Below are 16,214 nucleotides of genomic sequence, written 5' to 3'. Positions count from 1 at the left end.
TTAACTTAACTATCAATTTCATCAAGATAGCGTTCGGCATCAAGTGCAGCCATACAACCGGTACCGGCTGAAGTAATGGCTTGACGGTAGTGACTGTCCATTACATCACCTGCGGCAAAGACACCGGCAACACTCGTTTGAGTGGCGTTACCTGCAAGGCCAGAGTTGATCACAATGTAGTCGTGATTCATCTCTAGTTGCCCTTTAAAAATACCGGTATTTGGCTGATGACCAATGGCGATAAATGCGCCCATTACCGCGATGTCTTCAGTGGTGTCAAATTTGGTATCTTTGAGGCGCACACCTGTTACGCCCATATCATCGCCTAGCACTTCATCTAAGGTGCGATCAGTGTGCAAAACAATGTTGCCTGATTCTACTTTGTCCATTAGGCGCTTAATCAAAATCTTTTCCGCGCGGAATGAATCACGGCGATGCACAAGATGCACTTTAGCCGCAATATTAGATAGATAAAGCGCTTCTTCGACCGCGGTATTACCACCCCCAACAACCGCGACTTCTTGATTGCGATAGAAGAAACCATCACAGGTGGCACAGGCGGATACGCCGCGGCCTTTAAAGGCTTCTTCTGATTCAAGACCGATGTATTTTGCCGAAGCACCGGTTGCAATAATTAAGGCGTCACAAGTAAATTCTTGGCTATCACCGATTAGGCGATACGGTTTTTGGCTAAGATCCACTTTATTGATGTGGTCAAAAATGATTTCAGTTTCAAATTTTTCGGCGTGCGCTTGCATGCGCTCCATTAATGCTGGGCCTGTCAAATCACTTGCATCACCGGGCCAGTTTTCTACCTCTGTGGTGGTGGTTAACTGTCCGCCTTGCTGCATACCTGTCACGATCACCGGATTAAGATTGGCGCGAGCCGCATAAATTGCCGCTGTGTATCCTGCAGGACCAGAGCCCAAGATAAGAAGTTTGCAGTGTTTAACATTGCTCATAAGTATTTGATCCTTTTTAATTCCGACTCGATTGTAGGTAATTAATGAGACGAATAGAATATGCTGATTATAGGTATATTGGTTCTAATTTTAAAAACTCAAGGATGGGTCAAGTTTTGTGAAAAACAATACCCTAATATGTGCGGTGGGACAGTCCCCATTATTGTCCGTTAACTCGACTCATTGTCGTCAGAATCATTACTCTTTGGTACAAATCTAGGCATGATTGGCCCATAGTCGTAAGTTGGTAACATGTTCAAAATAGACTGCTGCGGGCCCAAAAACTTAGGTTGTGTGTTGATAATGTATAGGTCGAGCATGGCTTTGGTTCGAGCAAACACTTCTCTAAATCGCACATTAAACCAAGACGACGGCATAGGAGAAGGCACCCCTAAACACACCGCATCTACATCATAATAGTTGGCAATAAACAGTGCTCGGTCACAATGGAAAGTCTGGGTAACGATAATAAAATCATCCAGATTAAAAATCTGCTTGGCGCGTACTACCGAATCTAAGGTTCGAAATCCAGCATAATCTAAGAAAATTTGTTGTTCAGGAATACCTGCGGCAAGTAAGTCTCGCTTCATCGTCCAAGGCTCATTGTATGAACGATGGGCGTTATCACCGCTTAACAAAAATCCGCGCACTTTATTTTGTTTGTAAAGTTCGATGGCGGCATTAATGCGATAGGTGTAGTAAGGATTGCGTGTTCTGCCAATGTATTTGCTTGTACCTAAGATAAGGGCAATGTCTTTTTCTGGCGTCGATTTCACCTGTTTGTAAATGTGACCTTTAGCCTGATAGCTCATCCAAAAATCCACTGAGCTAAGCAGTAAAATGATCGACAAACCAATCGCCCCCCCGAGGAGTACGAGTACTTTTATCAGGTGCACGACAATGCGCCAAAGGGAGGTTTGGCGCCAATATTGCGTAAGTCTATCTCGGGTGCGTTTTATCACTAGAACGCGGTTCGTTTATAGCGACGGTATACTGGTTGCCAGAAATGGTTGTCGATGGATTCTTTAATTGCCTGATCGGTAATTTCTAACGCTACGCCTTGTTTTATAGCTTGTTTTGCGACGATAAAGGCGATTTTCTTCGATACGGAATGGATCTCTTCAAGCGGTGGCAATAGTGCGCCACTGCCTGTAATCGCCAGCGGTGAACACTCGGATAATGCTCGGCTAGATTCCATTAACATTTCATCGGTGATGCGTGATGCTGATACCGCCAACACGCCAAGTCCTATCCCAGGGAAGATGTAGCTGTTGTTACACTGCGCTATCTCGATGCGTTGTCCGTTAAGGATCACAGGAGCAAATGGGCTGCCGGTTGCGACCAATGCTTGGCCTTGTGTCCATTCCAAAATGTCTTTTGGCACCGCTTCTACGCGACTGGTTGGGTTAGACAATGGGAATACAATTGGGCGAGGGCAATGCTTATGCATCGCTTCTATCACTTGCTGACTGAATATCCCCGGCGCTCCCGATACGCCAATTAGCACAGTCGGCTTAGCATTTTCAACCACGTCCAATAGTGAATAATCAGGGCCTTCAGCTTGCCATTGACTTAGGTGTGAAGCTTTTTGCGCCAAAGGTTTTTGGAAGTCTAATAGGTTGTGCATACCATCTTGCAATAGGCCCCAACGGTCGACCATATAGACGCGCTCACGCGCCTTGTCTTCATCAAGCCCTTCAAGTTTCATTTGTGCCACTATTGCCTCAGCAATGCCGCAACCAGCAGAGCCTGCGCCAACAAAAGTGACGCGCTGCTCTGAAAGTTTACTGCCAGCAGCGTGACATGCCGCCATCAAAGAGCCGACAGTTACCGCTGCAGTACCTTGAATATCATCGTTAAAACAGCAGATGCGATTTTTGTAGCGTTTAAGCAGTGGCATGGCGTTTTTCTGCGCAAAGTCTTCAAACTGAATCAACGCATCCGGCCAGCGACGTTGCACCGCTTGGATAAACTCTTCAACAAACTCGTCGTATTCTGCGCCAGTAATACGAGGATGACGCCATCCCATATACATAGGATCAGCAAGACGTTGTGGGTTGTTGGTGCCAACATCTAACACTATCGGTAAGGTATAAGCAGGGCTGATACCGCCACATGCTGTGTATAAAGAGAGCTTACCAATAGGAATGCCCATACCGCCGATACCTTGGTCTCCCAGACCTAAGATACGTTCGCCATCGGTAACAACAATGACTTTTACATTGTGCGTTGAAGCGTTGTTAAGCAGATCGTCAATACGCTCTCTGTTTGAGTAAGAGATAAACAGACCCCGTCCGCGACGGTAAATATTAGAGAATTTTTCACAAGCCGCGCCAACCGTTGGCGTGTAAATGATTGGCATCATCTCAGTAATGTGGTTTTGCACTAAGCGATAAAAGAGCGTTTCGTTGGTATCTTGAATATTGCGCAGGTAAATATGGCGATCCATATCGTTATCAAACTGCTGATATTGCTGATAAGCACGTTCGACTTGTTCAGCAATGGTTTCAGTATTCTCAGGCAACAAGCCATCGAGATTAAAGTAAGAGCGTTCAGCCGCAGTAAATGCGCTGCCTTTATTGAGTAAAGGCGTACTTAATAATGCAGGTCCTGCGTGTGGAATATACAGAGGTCTTTTATCGTTATTCATTATTTAACCTAGCTATTGGCAGAGGGCACGTAAGGGAAAAGGCATTGTAAAGTATCCCTTTTATAAATTGAACGCCATCAGGTTCATTTTTTGTCAAATGTAACAGTAAGATCTTAATAAATGGTGCGTTGTTGGAGATAAGTCGAGGTTTTTGTGGCACTGCGCAAGGTTTGCTATGTATAGGAGAGCGGAGATTGATGTTGTGATCTATTAAAAGTGTATTAGTGATTTAATAAAGATGGGAAGCAGGAGTTCAAGTTTGCATTGACTATTACTAAGTGTATGCAATACTAACTTCATTAAACATTTTTAAAAAGTTTCATGAGATGATAAAGAAAATTCAAGGTATCAGTATACCGCCACCAAAACCTAGTGATATGAGTTCAGCATTTGCTTTGTACTCACGCGTAAACGCACAATCTCATGGGTTTGATAGTAAAGGTAATTATCTTCATTGGCATGACTTTCAATTTCGTTCAAAAGAATTTAAAGGTGAAGAAAAAGAGCTAGCTTGGCATATCCTTAAACTACAGCGTTCACTTTCACCAATTACTCTATGGGATGAAAATAAAAACTTTTTCTTCATAAGTAGTGTGAGCTTACAGGCAAAGCTATATAAAATTGATAAAGAAATGACTTTGGAACACCTTCAATTATCTGAACATGATAGAAAATTTCATCTAGTTAAAGGCGTTTTGATGGAAGAAGCTATAAGTAGTGCTCAGCTTGAAGGTGCAGCAACGACTAGAAAAGTAGCAAAAGAATTACTAGAAACAGAACGGGAACCCAGAGACATATCAGAAAAGATGGTGGTAAACAATTGGCGTTTAATTGAAGCTGCTAATGAATTTAAAGATATCGATCTTTTACCTGAAATGATCATGAAATTTAATGAAATTGCGACTGACGGTGTAAGTGAAAATGACCACATTGCTGGCCAATTTAGAAAGGATGATGTGTTAGTTAGAAATGTAGCAACAAATGAAATAATTCATGAAGCTCCATCAGCTAATTATATTGCCGATATGATCAATCAGATTTGTGTTTATGCAAATTCAGAACATGGGTCTGGTGCTGATTTTGTTCACCCTATAGTTAAGGCTTGTGTCCTTCATTTCATGATCGGTTACATACATCCGTTTATGGATGGTAATGGAAGGACTGCTAGAGCCTTGTTTTATTGGTTTATGCTTAAACATGGTTATGAGAATTTTAAATATATATCGATATCTTCTTTATTAAAAGATGCACCGAAAAAGTATGTAAAAAGTTACATTTGTACTGAAACTGACAATAATGACTTAACTCATTTTGTTGATTATCAATTAACAGTCATACTTCAAGCGCTTGAAAGATTCAGCAGTTATATTACAAGTAAACTTGATGAAACAAGAGAAGCTTTAGAGCTACTTGATAACTCTCCATTGAAAAAGGGTTTACAGCTACAACACATTACTATTTTGAAAAAGGCAGTCCAAAATCCAGGTAGAACATTTTGGGTTAAAGAAATTCAAACTGATTTTAATGTGTCGCATACATCTGCTCGTAAATATTTGGATAAACTCGTCGATATGGAATTGTTAGTTAAGTACAAGAAAGGCAAGGAAAATGGTTACATTTCACCGTCTGATTTAAAAGATAAACTTAAGATTACAAACGAATAATTGTGCGAATCTCGTCAAACAACTCTAATAGGACGTGTACTGTTAAGATAGAGGTTAAGTATGTGAGTGAAAGAGAGTCGCACTCAATATGACATAATGAATGCGGCTCTCTACCAAGTGCGATTCTTCACTAAAGTAATTAATTAACCCAATCTTTGAGCGTAAACGTTAAGGTATGCTCTGGATTTTTTAGCTCTATTTCTTTCTCGGTTAAGGTCAGTTTGTTCCATTGTGCAAGAGATTTTAGGTATAACATCTCAGTAAGCATAATGTTGTCTGGGCACATTTTCATTGTGGCGCCGATTTGCTCAATGCGGAAATTATTGCCATCGAGTTCACTTTGGCCAAAAAAGTTATTGCAGCCAGCGGTGCCGTTGGCAGCCATTTTTTCTCCTATCTCGAGCGTTGGCGCACTGAAGTGCTCATCGACTCGCAATGGCTTGCCGTCTATTTTAGTGAGTACCCAATGATGGTGTTGTAGGGTGCTTTCGCTGACTTGAATGTTTGTTGGTGCAGTTGACGTCATTTTTGCGTCTGAATTATCCGATGTTGCTGATTCATTGCTTCCCATTGTTGAACATGCAGAGATGAGTAGCGCTGAAGAAATAGCGACTGCTTTTTTGTACATTAATTGGCTCCAAAAGGGTGAATAAGTTATTTTAAGTGTATAACAAATAACAGAAAGCATGTCAGTAATAGGTGATAAGTTTCAGTGGTATGGTTTGAATAATGTTTGGCTTTGATAAATACTAATACATCGATTAGGCAGAATGAGGGAGACAAAATGGAGCAGTTAGACTTTTTTGATGTCCCTAGCCCTTGTATTGGCGTGTGTAGCTCGGACGATAAAGGGTATTGTCGGGGGTGTATGCGCAACAGGGATGAGCGCTTTGCTTGGCAGACGCTGTCTTGCGCCCAGAAAAAGCATGTGATTCGATTATGTCGGCAACGATATTTGCGTAAAGTGAAGAAAAACAGCTCAGCGGCGAATGCGCTAGAAGAGGCTGAGCAGAGTCAGCAGAGAGCGTTGTTCTGATTTAAACTTTATTTTCCTTTGTTTAAGCGTGTAAACAAAATAGCGAAAGCCCGATTGTTGGTAGCAATCGGGCTTTCTAATTTTTAAGAATCTACAGTTGGTAAGACCGAGTTCTTGGTATACGCAAAAGGCTGGATGTTATCCGATTAATTCCTTGGTAGGGAATTAGATGCGGATGAAGTCCATGTGCTCAACTTTTGGCTTGAACGCGTGACGTTGAACGTCTTGTGGCTTAACCTTAACTTCTGCGCCGTCGATCACAAGAGTGATTTCTTCGTAGAATTCTGGTTTGTCCATTTGGTTGATTACGTCAGAATGAACTAGCGCGATAGATACTGGCGCTGCTTCACCACCGTAAACGATTGCTGGGAATTGGCCAGCGTGACGTAGGCGGCGGCTCGCACCCTTACCTAGTTCAGTACGTACTACTGCTTCAAATTTCATAGTATTTACTCTCAAATTAGTAAAATAAAAAGGATTTTCATCAATCACTTAGCGACCTAGTATTGATGACGTTCGTTTAATAACGAGAAATCGTTAAAACGAGCGCGGATACTACCACTCTATAGGTCTATGAGCAATAGTCTGCGTGCGTATTTTAGCAGAATCGTCGCTAATAGTTACACAGAAAACTCATTGTCAAAGATCACATCTCTGAGTTTCCAAAAGCGGCCGTCTTTTCGAGCAATAACAAATTTGGGTAATTTAAAGCGATGTTGCTGATTAACGACCTTGGTAGGGGATAATCCTTCAAACGGATGATGCTTGTCTGCTAAATGCAATTTTACAAAACGAGCGTGAAAGCTTTTCTTTTGCACTGGGGTATTAAGATAATAAAAAGTGCTGACTTTATTACCACTTTCCCCAAGGTAAGCCACTTTCAGATAATTCTTACCTTTATTGTCTTTTGCCACCGCAAATTGCAGGTCGGTACATTCAAAAACCAGTGCATCTTTTAAGCTTAATGCTTCTTTTAACTTTTTATCAGGGTCGACCAATACCGCTTCACACTCATGGCAGATTCGGGCCGCAATATCATTGTCTGCGCCACATTCGCGGCAATACTTGGCTCGAAAGCGGTAATCACAGTGTTCTCGCTCGCCATCTTCATCTTCAAAATACCCTTGGCACTTTCTGCCATAGTGCTCGATGACAAAGCCATTATCCGCAGTTTTACCCCAAAAGTTATTATTAAAACCGCAAGCAGGACAGGGCACAGTGACGATTTCACTATCAGGGTCGGGCTTAGGAGCGCCGACTTCGGGTTGATATAGGTCATAACAGTTGCCCGCATATTCCAACACCAAACATTCAGTTTTGCCTTCCGATAAACGTAAACCTCGACCTATGATTTGTTGATATAAACTGATGGATTCGGTTGGGCGTAATACCGCAATTAAATCGACGTGCGGCGCATCAAAGCCTGTGGTGAGCACTGAAACATTGACCAAATATTTAAACTTTTGCTGTTTGAACTCGTCGATGATGCGATCGCGCTCTTTGGTATGGGTATCACCAATCACTATGGCGGCGTCCCCTTGCGGTAATAATGAAAACACCTCTTGCGCGTGTTTTACGGTTGCCGCGAAAATCATGATGCCTTTGCGTTTGTTGCCTAAAGTCATAATTTGATTGAGTATCTGCGGGGTAGCCCGTTTGGATTTTTCTATGACTAAATCCATATCCGATTCGCGATATCGACCCATATGCGTAGGGGATATTTCTGAAAAATCGTAACTAAACAGCGGCGCATCAATAATTTTAGCGGGGGTTAAAAACTCTTGGTCGAGCAAGTAACGAATAGGCAACTCAAACACGCAGTCTCTAAAAAAGCGCGGCTCTTCCGAGCGCACTTGTCCTCGAGTGTGATATTGATAAATCCAGCCTAATCCTAAGCGATAAGGCGTGGCGGTAAGCCCCAATATTTTTAAGTTTGGATTAAGCGATTGTAAATGGCTGATGACTTTTTGATAGCTGCTGTTTTTATCTTCAGGTACTCGGTGACATTCATCAATAACCAACAGTGAGAAGGGTTCATTAAAGGCCTCTAGATTTCTGGCGACCGATTGAACCGAGGCAAATACAACTTGTTGCTCCGTCTCTTTACGACCTAATCCCGCCGCAAAAATGGCCCCTGTCAGCCCGTAGCTTTCATATTTAGCGTGGTTTTGCTCAACGAGTTCTTTAACGTGAGCCATGACCAGTACCTTACCGCGAGCCAGTCTTGCCAGTTCTGCAATCACTAAGCTTTTACCCGCTCCTGTAGGCAGTACAATCACTGCAGGTTCACTGCGCTTGCGAAAATAGTGTACAACGGCTTTAACTGAATCCGCTTGGTAGGGCCTAAGTTGGTACATAAAAAGAGGGTCTTTCCTAAAAAATTGAAGTTTGAGCTGTGCAAAACAGGTATACTAACGGACTTCCTATAAAAGGAATATCCCTCCTCAGTGTAACTTTTCTCTTTTACCGCAAACAAGCGTAATCGACGACAACGTATTATGTTGCATTGAGTGAAATCTCAACTCAAATAACGACTCCTAGGTAAAAATGCGTATAGATAAATACTTGTGTGATGGATTAGGTATTAGTCGCAAAGAAGCGACTAAACTGTTAAAAAGCGGCGCTGTGACGCTTGATGATGCGATGATCAAGTCAGGTTCGGTAAAGGTTAAAGATGGCCAAACCGTGGCGTGGCAAGAGCGTCCCATTGTGTTACGCGGCCCTCGCTATTTAATGATGAATAAACCAGAGGGCGTAGTTTGCTCTCATGAAGATGGCTTTAATCACACAGTGTTTGTTCTTATTGACGAAGTTCGCTATGAAGATTTGCATTTTGCTGGACGTTTAGATGTGGATACCACAGGGCTATTGCTGATTACCGATGACGGACAGTGGTCGCATCGCATTACTTCGCCAAAACACAAATGTGATAAAACCTACCGTGTTTGGCTTGCCGATCCTGTTCAAGATGATTATCAATCAAAAATTGCCGAAGGTATTTTACTGCGCAATGAGCGCGAGCCAACGCTACCTGCGCAAATGGAAGTCGTAGCAGAAAATGAAGTGTTGTTGACTATACATGAAGGTAAGTACCACCAAGTGAAGCGCATGTTTGCGGCTTTAGGCAATAAAGTAGTGGGCCTGCATCGTGAGCGTATTGGTAACATTACGTTAGATGAAAATTTAGAACTGGGTGAATATCGCGACTTAACAGAGCAGGAAATCAACTCCATTTTTGATAAGTCAGCAGGATAAGCATGATGACAAAACAGTCAGCGGTTCAGCTAAGTTTCACTATGTTTCTGGTGTTAGGGGCGATATCAGCATTAACGCCTCTGGCAATCGATATGTACTTACCTGCCATGCCCGCTATTGCGGATGACTTTGGCGTTATGCCGGGTGATGTACAAATCACGCTTACTATCTACACTCTGGGCTTTGCAATTGGCCAGCTATTTTATGGCCCGTTAGCCGATAGTATTGGTCGTAAACCTGTATTACTCGGTGGTGTAGGCCTATTTTTACTCGGTGCGATTGCCTGCACCTTTACCCAATCAATTGAAGTCTTGATTTGGGTGCGTTTGTTACAAGGCTTTGCTGGTGCGGCCGCCGCTGTGGTTATTCAAGCGGTGGTTCGAGATATGTTTGAAGCTGAAGACTTTGCTCGAACTATGTCGTTTATTACCTTAATCATGACCGTTGCACCTTTGGTGGCGCCGTTAATTGGCGGTCATGTTTCGGTATTAATGGGCTGGAGAGCGGTATTTGCTATTTTGGCTATTTACGCCGCCATTATGTTAATTGCAATCAGTATTAAGATCCCTGAGACGTTAGCCAAAGAAAATCGGCAAGTGTTTCGTTTACGCACCTCGTTACGAAACTACGCACAACTGCTAAGAAACCGCCAAGCCATGGGGCTTATCATGTGTGGCGCATTCTCGTTTTCGGGCATGTTTGTATTTTTAACCGCAGGTTCGTTTGTCTATATTGATATCTACGGCGTTGCCCCGCAAGATTTTGGCTATTTATTTGGTTTGAACATTTTGACTTTGGTTCTGTTTACAACGTTAAACGGCAAAGTGGTTAAAAAGTACGGTTCTAACAAGATGATCATGTTTGGTTTGACCATTCAGTTGCTTGCCGGGCTAGGCTTAGTAGTGTGTTGGATTGCCGACCTTGGGTTGGCTTTCATTGTGCCTTGTGTGATGTTTTATGTCGGAACCATCTCCACAATTGGCAGTAATGGTATGGCATTGCTACTAAACAAATACCCAAATATGGCAGGCACAACATCATCTATGGCAGGCACTTTACGTTTTGGTTTGGGCGGATTGATCAGTTTTATCGTCACTTTGTTACCGGGCGAGAAGAGTTGGCCAATGTTGACTATGATGGGACTGTGCGCCGTCGCGTCCATCGTGATTTATAAAGTATATGGAGAAGTAAAACAGTGAGAAGCTACGCAGAGCAAATGTTAGAGCTTGTAGATATTGCGTTATTGGACATCCACCAAGAGCATCAATCTGGAAAATTAGCCGATACGCCGGTCAGCAACACTAACTTTTTATTGCGCTGGATTACTAAAAGTATCAAAGAAAAGCGTTTTGCGACTTTAATGGCAAAAGATCTGATTGCGTGGCAAAAGCTTGGTCGCAGTCAAGGCAGTAAGACGGCGCTCTATCAACGTTTTCAAACCTTGTCTGAATTTTATGGCATCTTCTTTGGTAAAGATAAAACCGTCAAGCCTGTGCTAGATAAGCAAATCGAGCAATTGATGGATGTGATGGAAGAGGCTGGTTGGAGCGTGACCAACGAATATGATTTAACTGAATCGGCAAAGAGTCAGGTATTTACTGACGGCGAAAGCTCATTTGTGCTGTGTGCGGATCAGTGTGAGTCATGTTTTGATGGCGGTGAGGAGCTCATGCGCCCGATGAGTTTTTATGTGCGTGGTAATCACACCCAGTTCATCGAAAAGGCATTGCAGTGTGGCATGATGCTGCACAAGCAAACGGACTATAAATCGAAAGTGAAATATCACGGAGAGTACCTGATTTACCCAAGTAATCAGGGCCCGATACTGGCGGAAATCCCCCTTGGATTTACCTTAGCTGAATATCAAGCTCAAGCTCAGTCTTAAGCAGCTGAAATATCAGCATAGTTTGTACAAGCTATGCTGATATTTGTTGTCACCGGGTTACGCCTTTCGGCAAATGGCTTTCACCATACCTTTAAAGATAAAAAGATGCGCAGGAAACATGGCGTACCAATAAAGCAGCCCTAAAAATCCTTTAGGATGCCACCAAGCCCGTACATCCAACTCTCTATAATCGCCATGATCAATGATGGTGCATTCAAGTCGTCCTAATCCTGGGCCTTTCATGCCAAACAGTAACGACAGAAACTGCTGATCTTTGATGCGTATTACTTTCCAAGAATCAATGTAATCGCCCAATTTTAATGTAGGGCCTTCTGGCACTTGGCGTTTTGGACGACCTCCGCCAAAAAACACATCTAACCACTCACGAGTTCGCCAGAGAATATTAGCAAAGAAATACCCTTGTTGTGGGCTGCCTAGTTGAGTGACGATCTGCCATAACTCTTCGGCAGTTTTGTCGGTTTTAATGCTCGCGCCAGCCTGCTTGGGATAATACCCATATCCAGGTTGCCATCGCTGCAGAGCGCCGGGATCAAAGCCCCACACTTTGCCACGCGCAAATTCGTCTTCGCGGCTTAAGGTGTGATTAATCATTTCTTGATAAGAGTATAAATGTTGTGGAAAGCGCACGCGTATTGCTTGCGAGTCGGCCACAAAGTCATGACTGAGCCCAGCTAGCAGTGCTCGTCCAACATTACTTGGGACAGACGTCACCATGCCAAGCCAGCGAGATGCCATTGACGGAGTCAGCAGGGGAGTCGCCAGTAAGCGATAGCGATTGTGGGTAGCGTGGCACAATACTTTAAATTGTTGTCGATAGCTTAAGGTATCAGGGCCGCCCACTTCATAGGATTGATTATCACTGGCCGCTTCTTGCACCAGTGACAGCAGATAATGATTAAGATTTTGCAAAGCGATAGGATTGGCTTTGGAATCGACCCATTTGGGCGTAATAAGAATGGGCAGGTTGTAGACAAAGTCGCGCATGATTTCGAAAGCGGCCGAGCCCGGACCAATAATGACCCCAGCGCATAGCTCAACAATAGGAACAGGCGTATTGCGCAGAATATTTCCTGTTTCCTTGCGAGCGTTAAGGTGTTCGGAGTAACCTGTTTGTGGTTGCAAAGAACTTAAATAGATCACTTGGCCGATGGTATTTTGTGTCAATGCAGCTGCAAAATGATGGGCCAAAGAAAGCTCATAATCCAAAAAATCATGGCCGTGATTCATACCATGCACTAAGAAGAAAACCGTGTCGAAATTATCAACAACTTGCAGTGTTTGCGGTTTATTTGCTAAGTCGAGTTGCGTAAATGTAAGATTGGGGTGAGAATTGATACGAGATTTTAATAATGTAGAGTTTCGCGCGCTGGCGGTGACTTGATGTCCTTGCTCCAATAATAGAGGCACAAGTTGCGATCCAACATAACCCGAGGCACCAACGACTAATACCTTTTTCTGTTTCATTCTCATTCCTACTTGGTTCTATCCTATAGATAAGAGTATACTAATCAGAGAAAACCCTCACTTTTTCATGGTCTTGTTGAAAAGAACATCACATTTTACTGAAGATAATCCAAATTATAGAAAATGCGCGAATTATATAAGTTTAAAATGGTTAAAAGGTAATCATAAATGTTGAGACTGGTAAATGTTAGCAAGGGATTTGTTGACAGGTGGAGAATTTAATCCTGTATTACAGAGTGCTAATTTTACGATTAACCGAGGTGAACAGATTGCTCTTATGGGAGAATCGGGTGCAGGCAAAAGTACTTTGCTTAACTTGATTGCCGGCCTAGATAGAGTCGACTCTGGCGAAATTTGGTTTGACAAATATGACATGCACAATTTTAAAGAAAATAATCGCACTCGTTTTCGTCGCAATCAAATAGGGCACGTATTTCAACAATACAACCTATTAACCACACTTAACGTAGCGGACAACATTCGATTTTGCCGTCAATTGAAGGGATTACCCGAGAACAGTCAACTGTGGCGTCAAATTTTAGCGACCCTTGATCTTATGCCTCTGCTTGGTCGATACCCTGAAGAGTTATCAGGGGGTCAACAACAACGTGCGGCAATAGCGCGTGCGCTGTATATGGAACCTTCTATTTTATTGGCCGATGAACCAACAGGTAGCCTTGATGAAAAGAACGCAGAAGCGGTGATGCGCTTGCTTTCTTCTTTAACCAAAGAATTTAACTGTACCTTGCTGGTGGTTACCCACAGTGAGAAAGTGGCCTCTTTTATGGATAAGACAGCGCGTCTGCAAGGAGGGCAACTGCATGTTATGGCCCATAGCTAAAGCGCTACTTGGTCATTATAAAAGACACCCTTTGCAGATAATCTTAGTTTGGCTAGGACTCTCTCTGGGCATCTCTGTATTGGTCGGCGTTTTGGCGATCAATCAGCACGCACAGCTGTCGTACACTCATGGTGAGCGTCTCTTTTCCAACCCGATGCCTTACCGCATTCAATCAAAAAACAACTCCAACACGATTCCTCAAGGTTTTTACGTTCAAATTAGACGTGAAGGCTTTAGTCAATGTTTACCGTTCGACCTTTATCGTACTCAAACCAAAAAAGGTGCGGACATTCAATTGCTGGGTATTGATAGCCTAGCCACCGCAGAAGTCTTCTTCAGAAGTAATATTCTTGAAAACCCAATGCTAAGGCTGATGCAACAGCCGCACCCTGTATTGATAAATGAAACCTTTATGAAGTACATGGGCTGGCAAGAAGGGCAACAACTGGTGCTCTCTGACGGACAGGTATTAGGGCCGTTAGCCGTTGATCAGCAGCAATTGGTTAAAGGGTCTAACTTAGTCGTTGATATGGCGGTTACTCGTAAACTTCGCCAAGGTACTGGTTTTTCATTAATTGGTTGTGGGAATCTGAGCCAAGATAAGCTCGATAAAATTCGCACTATGCTTCCTAAGGGAGTGACATTACGTAAAAACACCCGCGCGGAATTGGTTTCGCTTACCGAAGCGTTCCACTTAAATCTTACTGCGATGGGAATGCTTTCGTTCTTGATTGGCTTATTTATTTTCTATCAAGCCATGTCACTTTCTTTTATACAAAGACAAACCGTAGTCGGGGTGTTACGCCAAATTGGGGTGTCAGGTTGGCAACTAATGGCAGCATTAGCATTAGAGCTGATTATTTTAGTCACCATCAGTTGGATCTCGGGCAACGTACTTGGCTTAATGCTGGCCAATAAGCTATTACCTGCAGTATCCATGAGTATTGGCGCTATTTATAACGCTAGTATCGATTTAGTGATTCATTGGCGCTGGTCATGGAGTGCGAAAAGTTTGTTAATGGCGTTTGTTGGGGTGTTACTGTCTTGTACTTGGCCTTTATTACGCCTGATTCGCTCGCAACCAATTCGTTTAACTGCGCGACTATCTTTGATTCGTTTTGCAGGAAAAGAGTTCTTCTGGCAAGCAGTACTGGCGGCAATTTGTCTGTTCCTTGCTGTATTTATTCTGCAATTTGGTGAAGGTATTTACGCCGGATTTACCATTTTGGCATTGATGCTGATTGGTATTGGCTTGATGGTGCCATACATCATTTTTGAGTTATTCACTTATCTTTCTTGTCGTTTGCATTGGGTTAAAGCGCGTTGGTTCTTCGCCGATGCAGCCGCTTCTATGAGCTATCGTGGCGTCGCTCTGATGGCCTTTATGTTAGCGATTACCGCCAACGTTGGTGTGGAAACTATGGTAGGTAGCTTTAGAGATACGACTGATAAATGGTTATCACAGCGCTTGGCTGCTGATGTGTACGTGCATCCAACGGCTAACTCTGCGCCACGAATGATTAAGTGGTTAGAGAAACAACCAGAAGTGAAAGAAGTATGGCAGCGTAGAGAAACAGAACTGGCCACCTTAGACGGTAACATTAACCTTGTCAGCAGTGGTCAAAGCAATGGCGAGAAAAGTTCGTTATCAGAAAAAGTCACTATTCCAAATTATTGGCACCATTTGCACCACTCACGCAGTGTCATGATCAGTGAGTCTATGTCTTTAAAACGCCATATTAGGGTGGGGGATTATATCTCGCTTCCCGCCCCAGTGGGACAACAGTGGCGAGTGGTAGGGGTGTATTACGATTATGGTAACCCTTATGATCAAGTGTTGTTATCTGAAAATAGTTGGCGGCTGTTATTGCCCGGGCAAGGCAGTGTTGGTTTAGGGGTGGTGCTTAATGACAAATCGCAATCCGCTAACCTGACAGCAAAACTAGTGGATATCTACCGTACGCCGGCGGATAGGGTGGTGAATAACCATACTATTCATACGCAAGCATTGCGTATTTTTGATCGCACTTTCGGCATCACTGACACGTTGGGTAATTTAACGCTTATTGTTGCCGTATTTGGCATCTTCTTTGCCACGCTTGCCGGTGAAGCTTCACGTTTACATAACGTTGCATTGCTGCGCTGTCTTGGGGTCTCGGGTAAGGAGTTGGTCTTTGTTGGAGGGGCGCAACTGTTTGCCTTTGGTCTAGTATCAGCGTGTGTTGCTATTCCTTTAGGTATGGTATTGGCCAGTAATGTGGTCGAATTGATTTTGAAAAATACATTTGGTTGGAGCATGCAACTGCATGTCGTGCCATGGGATTATTTAGGGACATTGGCACTTACTGTGAGTGCACTAATGTTAGCGGGAGCCATTCCGGTGTTGCAAGTGATACGCCGTACTCCGATTAAGTCGCTTCGTGACGCGTTATAGAG

13 protein-coding genes and 1 pseudogene are annotated in these 16,214 nt (G+C 43.3%); 7 read left to right on the top strand and 7 right to left on the bottom strand.

Annotation, left to right across the window (positions count from 1 at the left end; genetic code table 11):
* Positions 1-5: 5 nt before the first annotated feature.
* The 3 genes from trxB to QV280_RS07020 all read right to left on the bottom strand — a co-directional run bounded on the left by trxB (position 6) and on the right by QV280_RS07020 (position 3,612).
* Entirely contained in the window at positions 6-962 is a 957-nt protein-coding gene (gene trxB / locus QV280_RS07030) for a thioredoxin-disulfide reductase (protein WP_152819835.1), read from the bottom strand.
* A gap of 170 nt (positions 963-1,132) precedes the next feature.
* Positions 1,133-1,774 (bottom strand): SanA/YdcF family protein, encoded by a 642-nt coding sequence (locus QV280_RS07025; protein ID WP_119006016.1) that lies wholly within the window; start codon positions 1,772-1,774, stop codon positions 1,133-1,135.
* A gap of 149 nt (positions 1,775-1,923) precedes the next feature.
* Positions 1,924-3,612, bottom strand: coding sequence for an NAD-dependent malic enzyme (locus QV280_RS07020; protein WP_023403173.1), 1,689 nt, complete (start codon positions 3,610-3,612; stop codon positions 1,924-1,926).
* 326 nt (positions 3,613-3,938) lie between these two features.
* Here QV280_RS07020 and QV280_RS07015 point away from each other — a divergent pair, with 326 nt between their 5' ends.
* Complete coding sequence (locus QV280_RS07015) at positions 3,939-5,276, top strand: Fic family protein (protein WP_152819836.1); 1,338 nt, start codon at positions 3,939-3,941, stop codon at positions 5,274-5,276.
* Positions 5,277-5,415: 139 nt separating this feature from the next.
* Here QV280_RS07015 and QV280_RS07010 read toward each other — a convergent pair whose 3' ends face one another.
* Positions 5,416-5,904 carry an META domain-containing protein gene (locus tag QV280_RS07010; RefSeq protein ID WP_152819837.1) on the bottom strand — a complete coding sequence of 163 codons (489 nt, stop codon included), beginning with the start codon at positions 5,902-5,904 and terminating at the stop codon, positions 5,416-5,418.
* A 156-nt stretch (positions 5,905-6,060) separates the two neighbouring features.
* Between QV280_RS07010 and QV280_RS07005 the strand changes: the two genes are divergently transcribed.
* A complete protein-coding gene (locus QV280_RS07005) occupies positions 6,061-6,312 on the top strand; it encodes a DUF1289 domain-containing protein (protein WP_023403170.1) in 252 nt (83 codons plus the stop codon).
* 165 nt (positions 6,313-6,477) lie between these two features.
* On the opposite strand, the gene rplY is transcribed toward QV280_RS07005, so the two are convergent.
* On the bottom strand, positions 6,478-6,756 hold the full coding sequence (gene rplY / locus QV280_RS07000) for a 50S ribosomal protein L25 (protein WP_021712865.1): 279 nt from the start codon (positions 6,754-6,756) through the stop codon (positions 6,478-6,480).
* A 176-nt stretch (positions 6,757-6,932) separates the two neighbouring features.
* Positions 6,933-8,669 (bottom strand): DEAD/DEAH box helicase, encoded by a 1,737-nt coding sequence (locus QV280_RS06995; RefSeq protein ID WP_152819838.1) that lies wholly within the window; start codon positions 8,667-8,669, stop codon positions 6,933-6,935.
* A 190-nt stretch (positions 8,670-8,859) separates the two neighbouring features.
* Between QV280_RS06995 and rsuA the strand changes: the two genes are divergently transcribed.
* Genes rsuA through QV280_RS06980 form a run of 3 tightly spaced genes read left to right on the top strand, consistent with a single transcriptional unit; the run spans position 8,860 to position 11,452 of the window.
* Positions 8,860-9,567: a 16S rRNA pseudouridine(516) synthase RsuA gene (gene rsuA, locus QV280_RS06990; RefSeq protein WP_152819839.1), complete on the top strand. Its 708-nt coding sequence runs from the start codon at positions 8,860-8,862 to the stop codon at positions 9,565-9,567.
* 5 nt (positions 9,568-9,572) lie between these two features.
* Complete coding sequence (locus QV280_RS06985) at positions 9,573-10,766, top strand: Bcr/CflA family multidrug efflux MFS transporter (RefSeq protein WP_152819964.1); 1,194 nt, start codon at positions 9,573-9,575, stop codon at positions 10,764-10,766.
* Entirely contained in the window at positions 10,763-11,452 is a 690-nt protein-coding gene (locus tag QV280_RS06980; protein ID WP_023403166.1) for a DUF2913 family protein, read from the top strand. Before QV280_RS06985 ends, QV280_RS06980 begins: the two co-directional genes overlap by 4 nt.
* Before the next feature lie 57 nt (positions 11,453-11,509).
* On the opposite strand, the gene QV280_RS06975 is transcribed toward QV280_RS06980, so the two are convergent.
* Entirely contained in the window at positions 11,510-12,937 is a 1,428-nt protein-coding gene (locus QV280_RS06975; protein ID WP_152819840.1) for a DUF2867 domain-containing protein, read from the bottom strand.
* A gap of 168 nt (positions 12,938-13,105) precedes the next feature.
* Here QV280_RS06975 and QV280_RS06970 point away from each other — a divergent pair.
* Positions 13,106-13,778: pseudogene (locus QV280_RS06970) on the top strand (ABC transporter ATP-binding protein).
* Positions 13,759-16,212, top strand: coding sequence for an ABC transporter permease (locus QV280_RS06965; protein WP_152819841.1), 2,454 nt, complete (start codon positions 13,759-13,761; stop codon positions 16,210-16,212). Before QV280_RS06970 ends, QV280_RS06965 begins: the two are co-directional and overlap by 20 nt.
* The last annotated feature ends 2 nt before the right edge of the window (positions 16,213-16,214 follow it).

The sequence above is a fragment of the Vibrio sp. B1Z05 genome, from assembly GCF_052955985.1.
Note: the sequence above shows the minus strand (reverse complement) of the source record. Positions and strands in the feature narration are given on the sequence as shown.

Bases quoted from the DNA above. Each gene is read 5' to 3' on its own strand.
- QV280_RS06985 (WP_152819964.1), top strand. From the start codon at position 9,573: ATGACAAAACAGTCAGCGGTTCAGCTAAGTTTCACTATGTTTCTGGTG.
- QV280_RS07010 (WP_152819837.1), bottom strand. From the start codon at position 5,904: ATGTACAAAAAAGCAGTCGCTATTTCTTCAGCGCTACTCATCTCTGCA.
- QV280_RS06995 (WP_152819838.1), bottom strand. From the start codon at position 8,669: ATGTACCAACTTAGGCCCTACCAAGCGGATTCAGTTAAAGCCGTTGTA.
- QV280_RS06965 (WP_152819841.1), top strand. From the start codon at position 13,759: ATGTTATGGCCCATAGCTAAAGCGCTACTTGGTCATTATAAAAGACAC.
- QV280_RS06975 (WP_152819840.1), bottom strand. From the start codon at position 12,937: ATGAAACAGAAAAAGGTATTAGTCGTTGGTGCCTCGGGTTATGTTGGA.
- trxB (WP_152819835.1), bottom strand. From the start codon at position 962: ATGAGCAATGTTAAACACTGCAAACTTCTTATCTTGGGCTCTGGTCCT.
- QV280_RS07025 (WP_119006016.1), bottom strand. From the start codon at position 1,774: ATGAGCTATCAGGCTAAAGGTCACATTTACAAACAGGTGAAATCGACG.
- rsuA (WP_152819839.1), top strand. From the start codon at position 8,860: ATGCGTATAGATAAATACTTGTGTGATGGATTAGGTATTAGTCGCAAA.
- QV280_RS07015 (WP_152819836.1), top strand. From the start codon at position 3,939: ATGATAAAGAAAATTCAAGGTATCAGTATACCGCCACCAAAACCTAGT.
- QV280_RS07005 (WP_023403170.1), top strand. From the start codon at position 6,061: ATGGAGCAGTTAGACTTTTTTGATGTCCCTAGCCCTTGTATTGGCGTG.
- rplY (WP_021712865.1), bottom strand. From the start codon at position 6,756: ATGAAATTTGAAGCAGTAGTACGTACTGAACTAGGTAAGGGTGCGAGC.
- QV280_RS07020 (WP_023403173.1), bottom strand. From the start codon at position 3,612: ATGAATAACGATAAAAGACCTCTGTATATTCCACACGCAGGACCTGCA.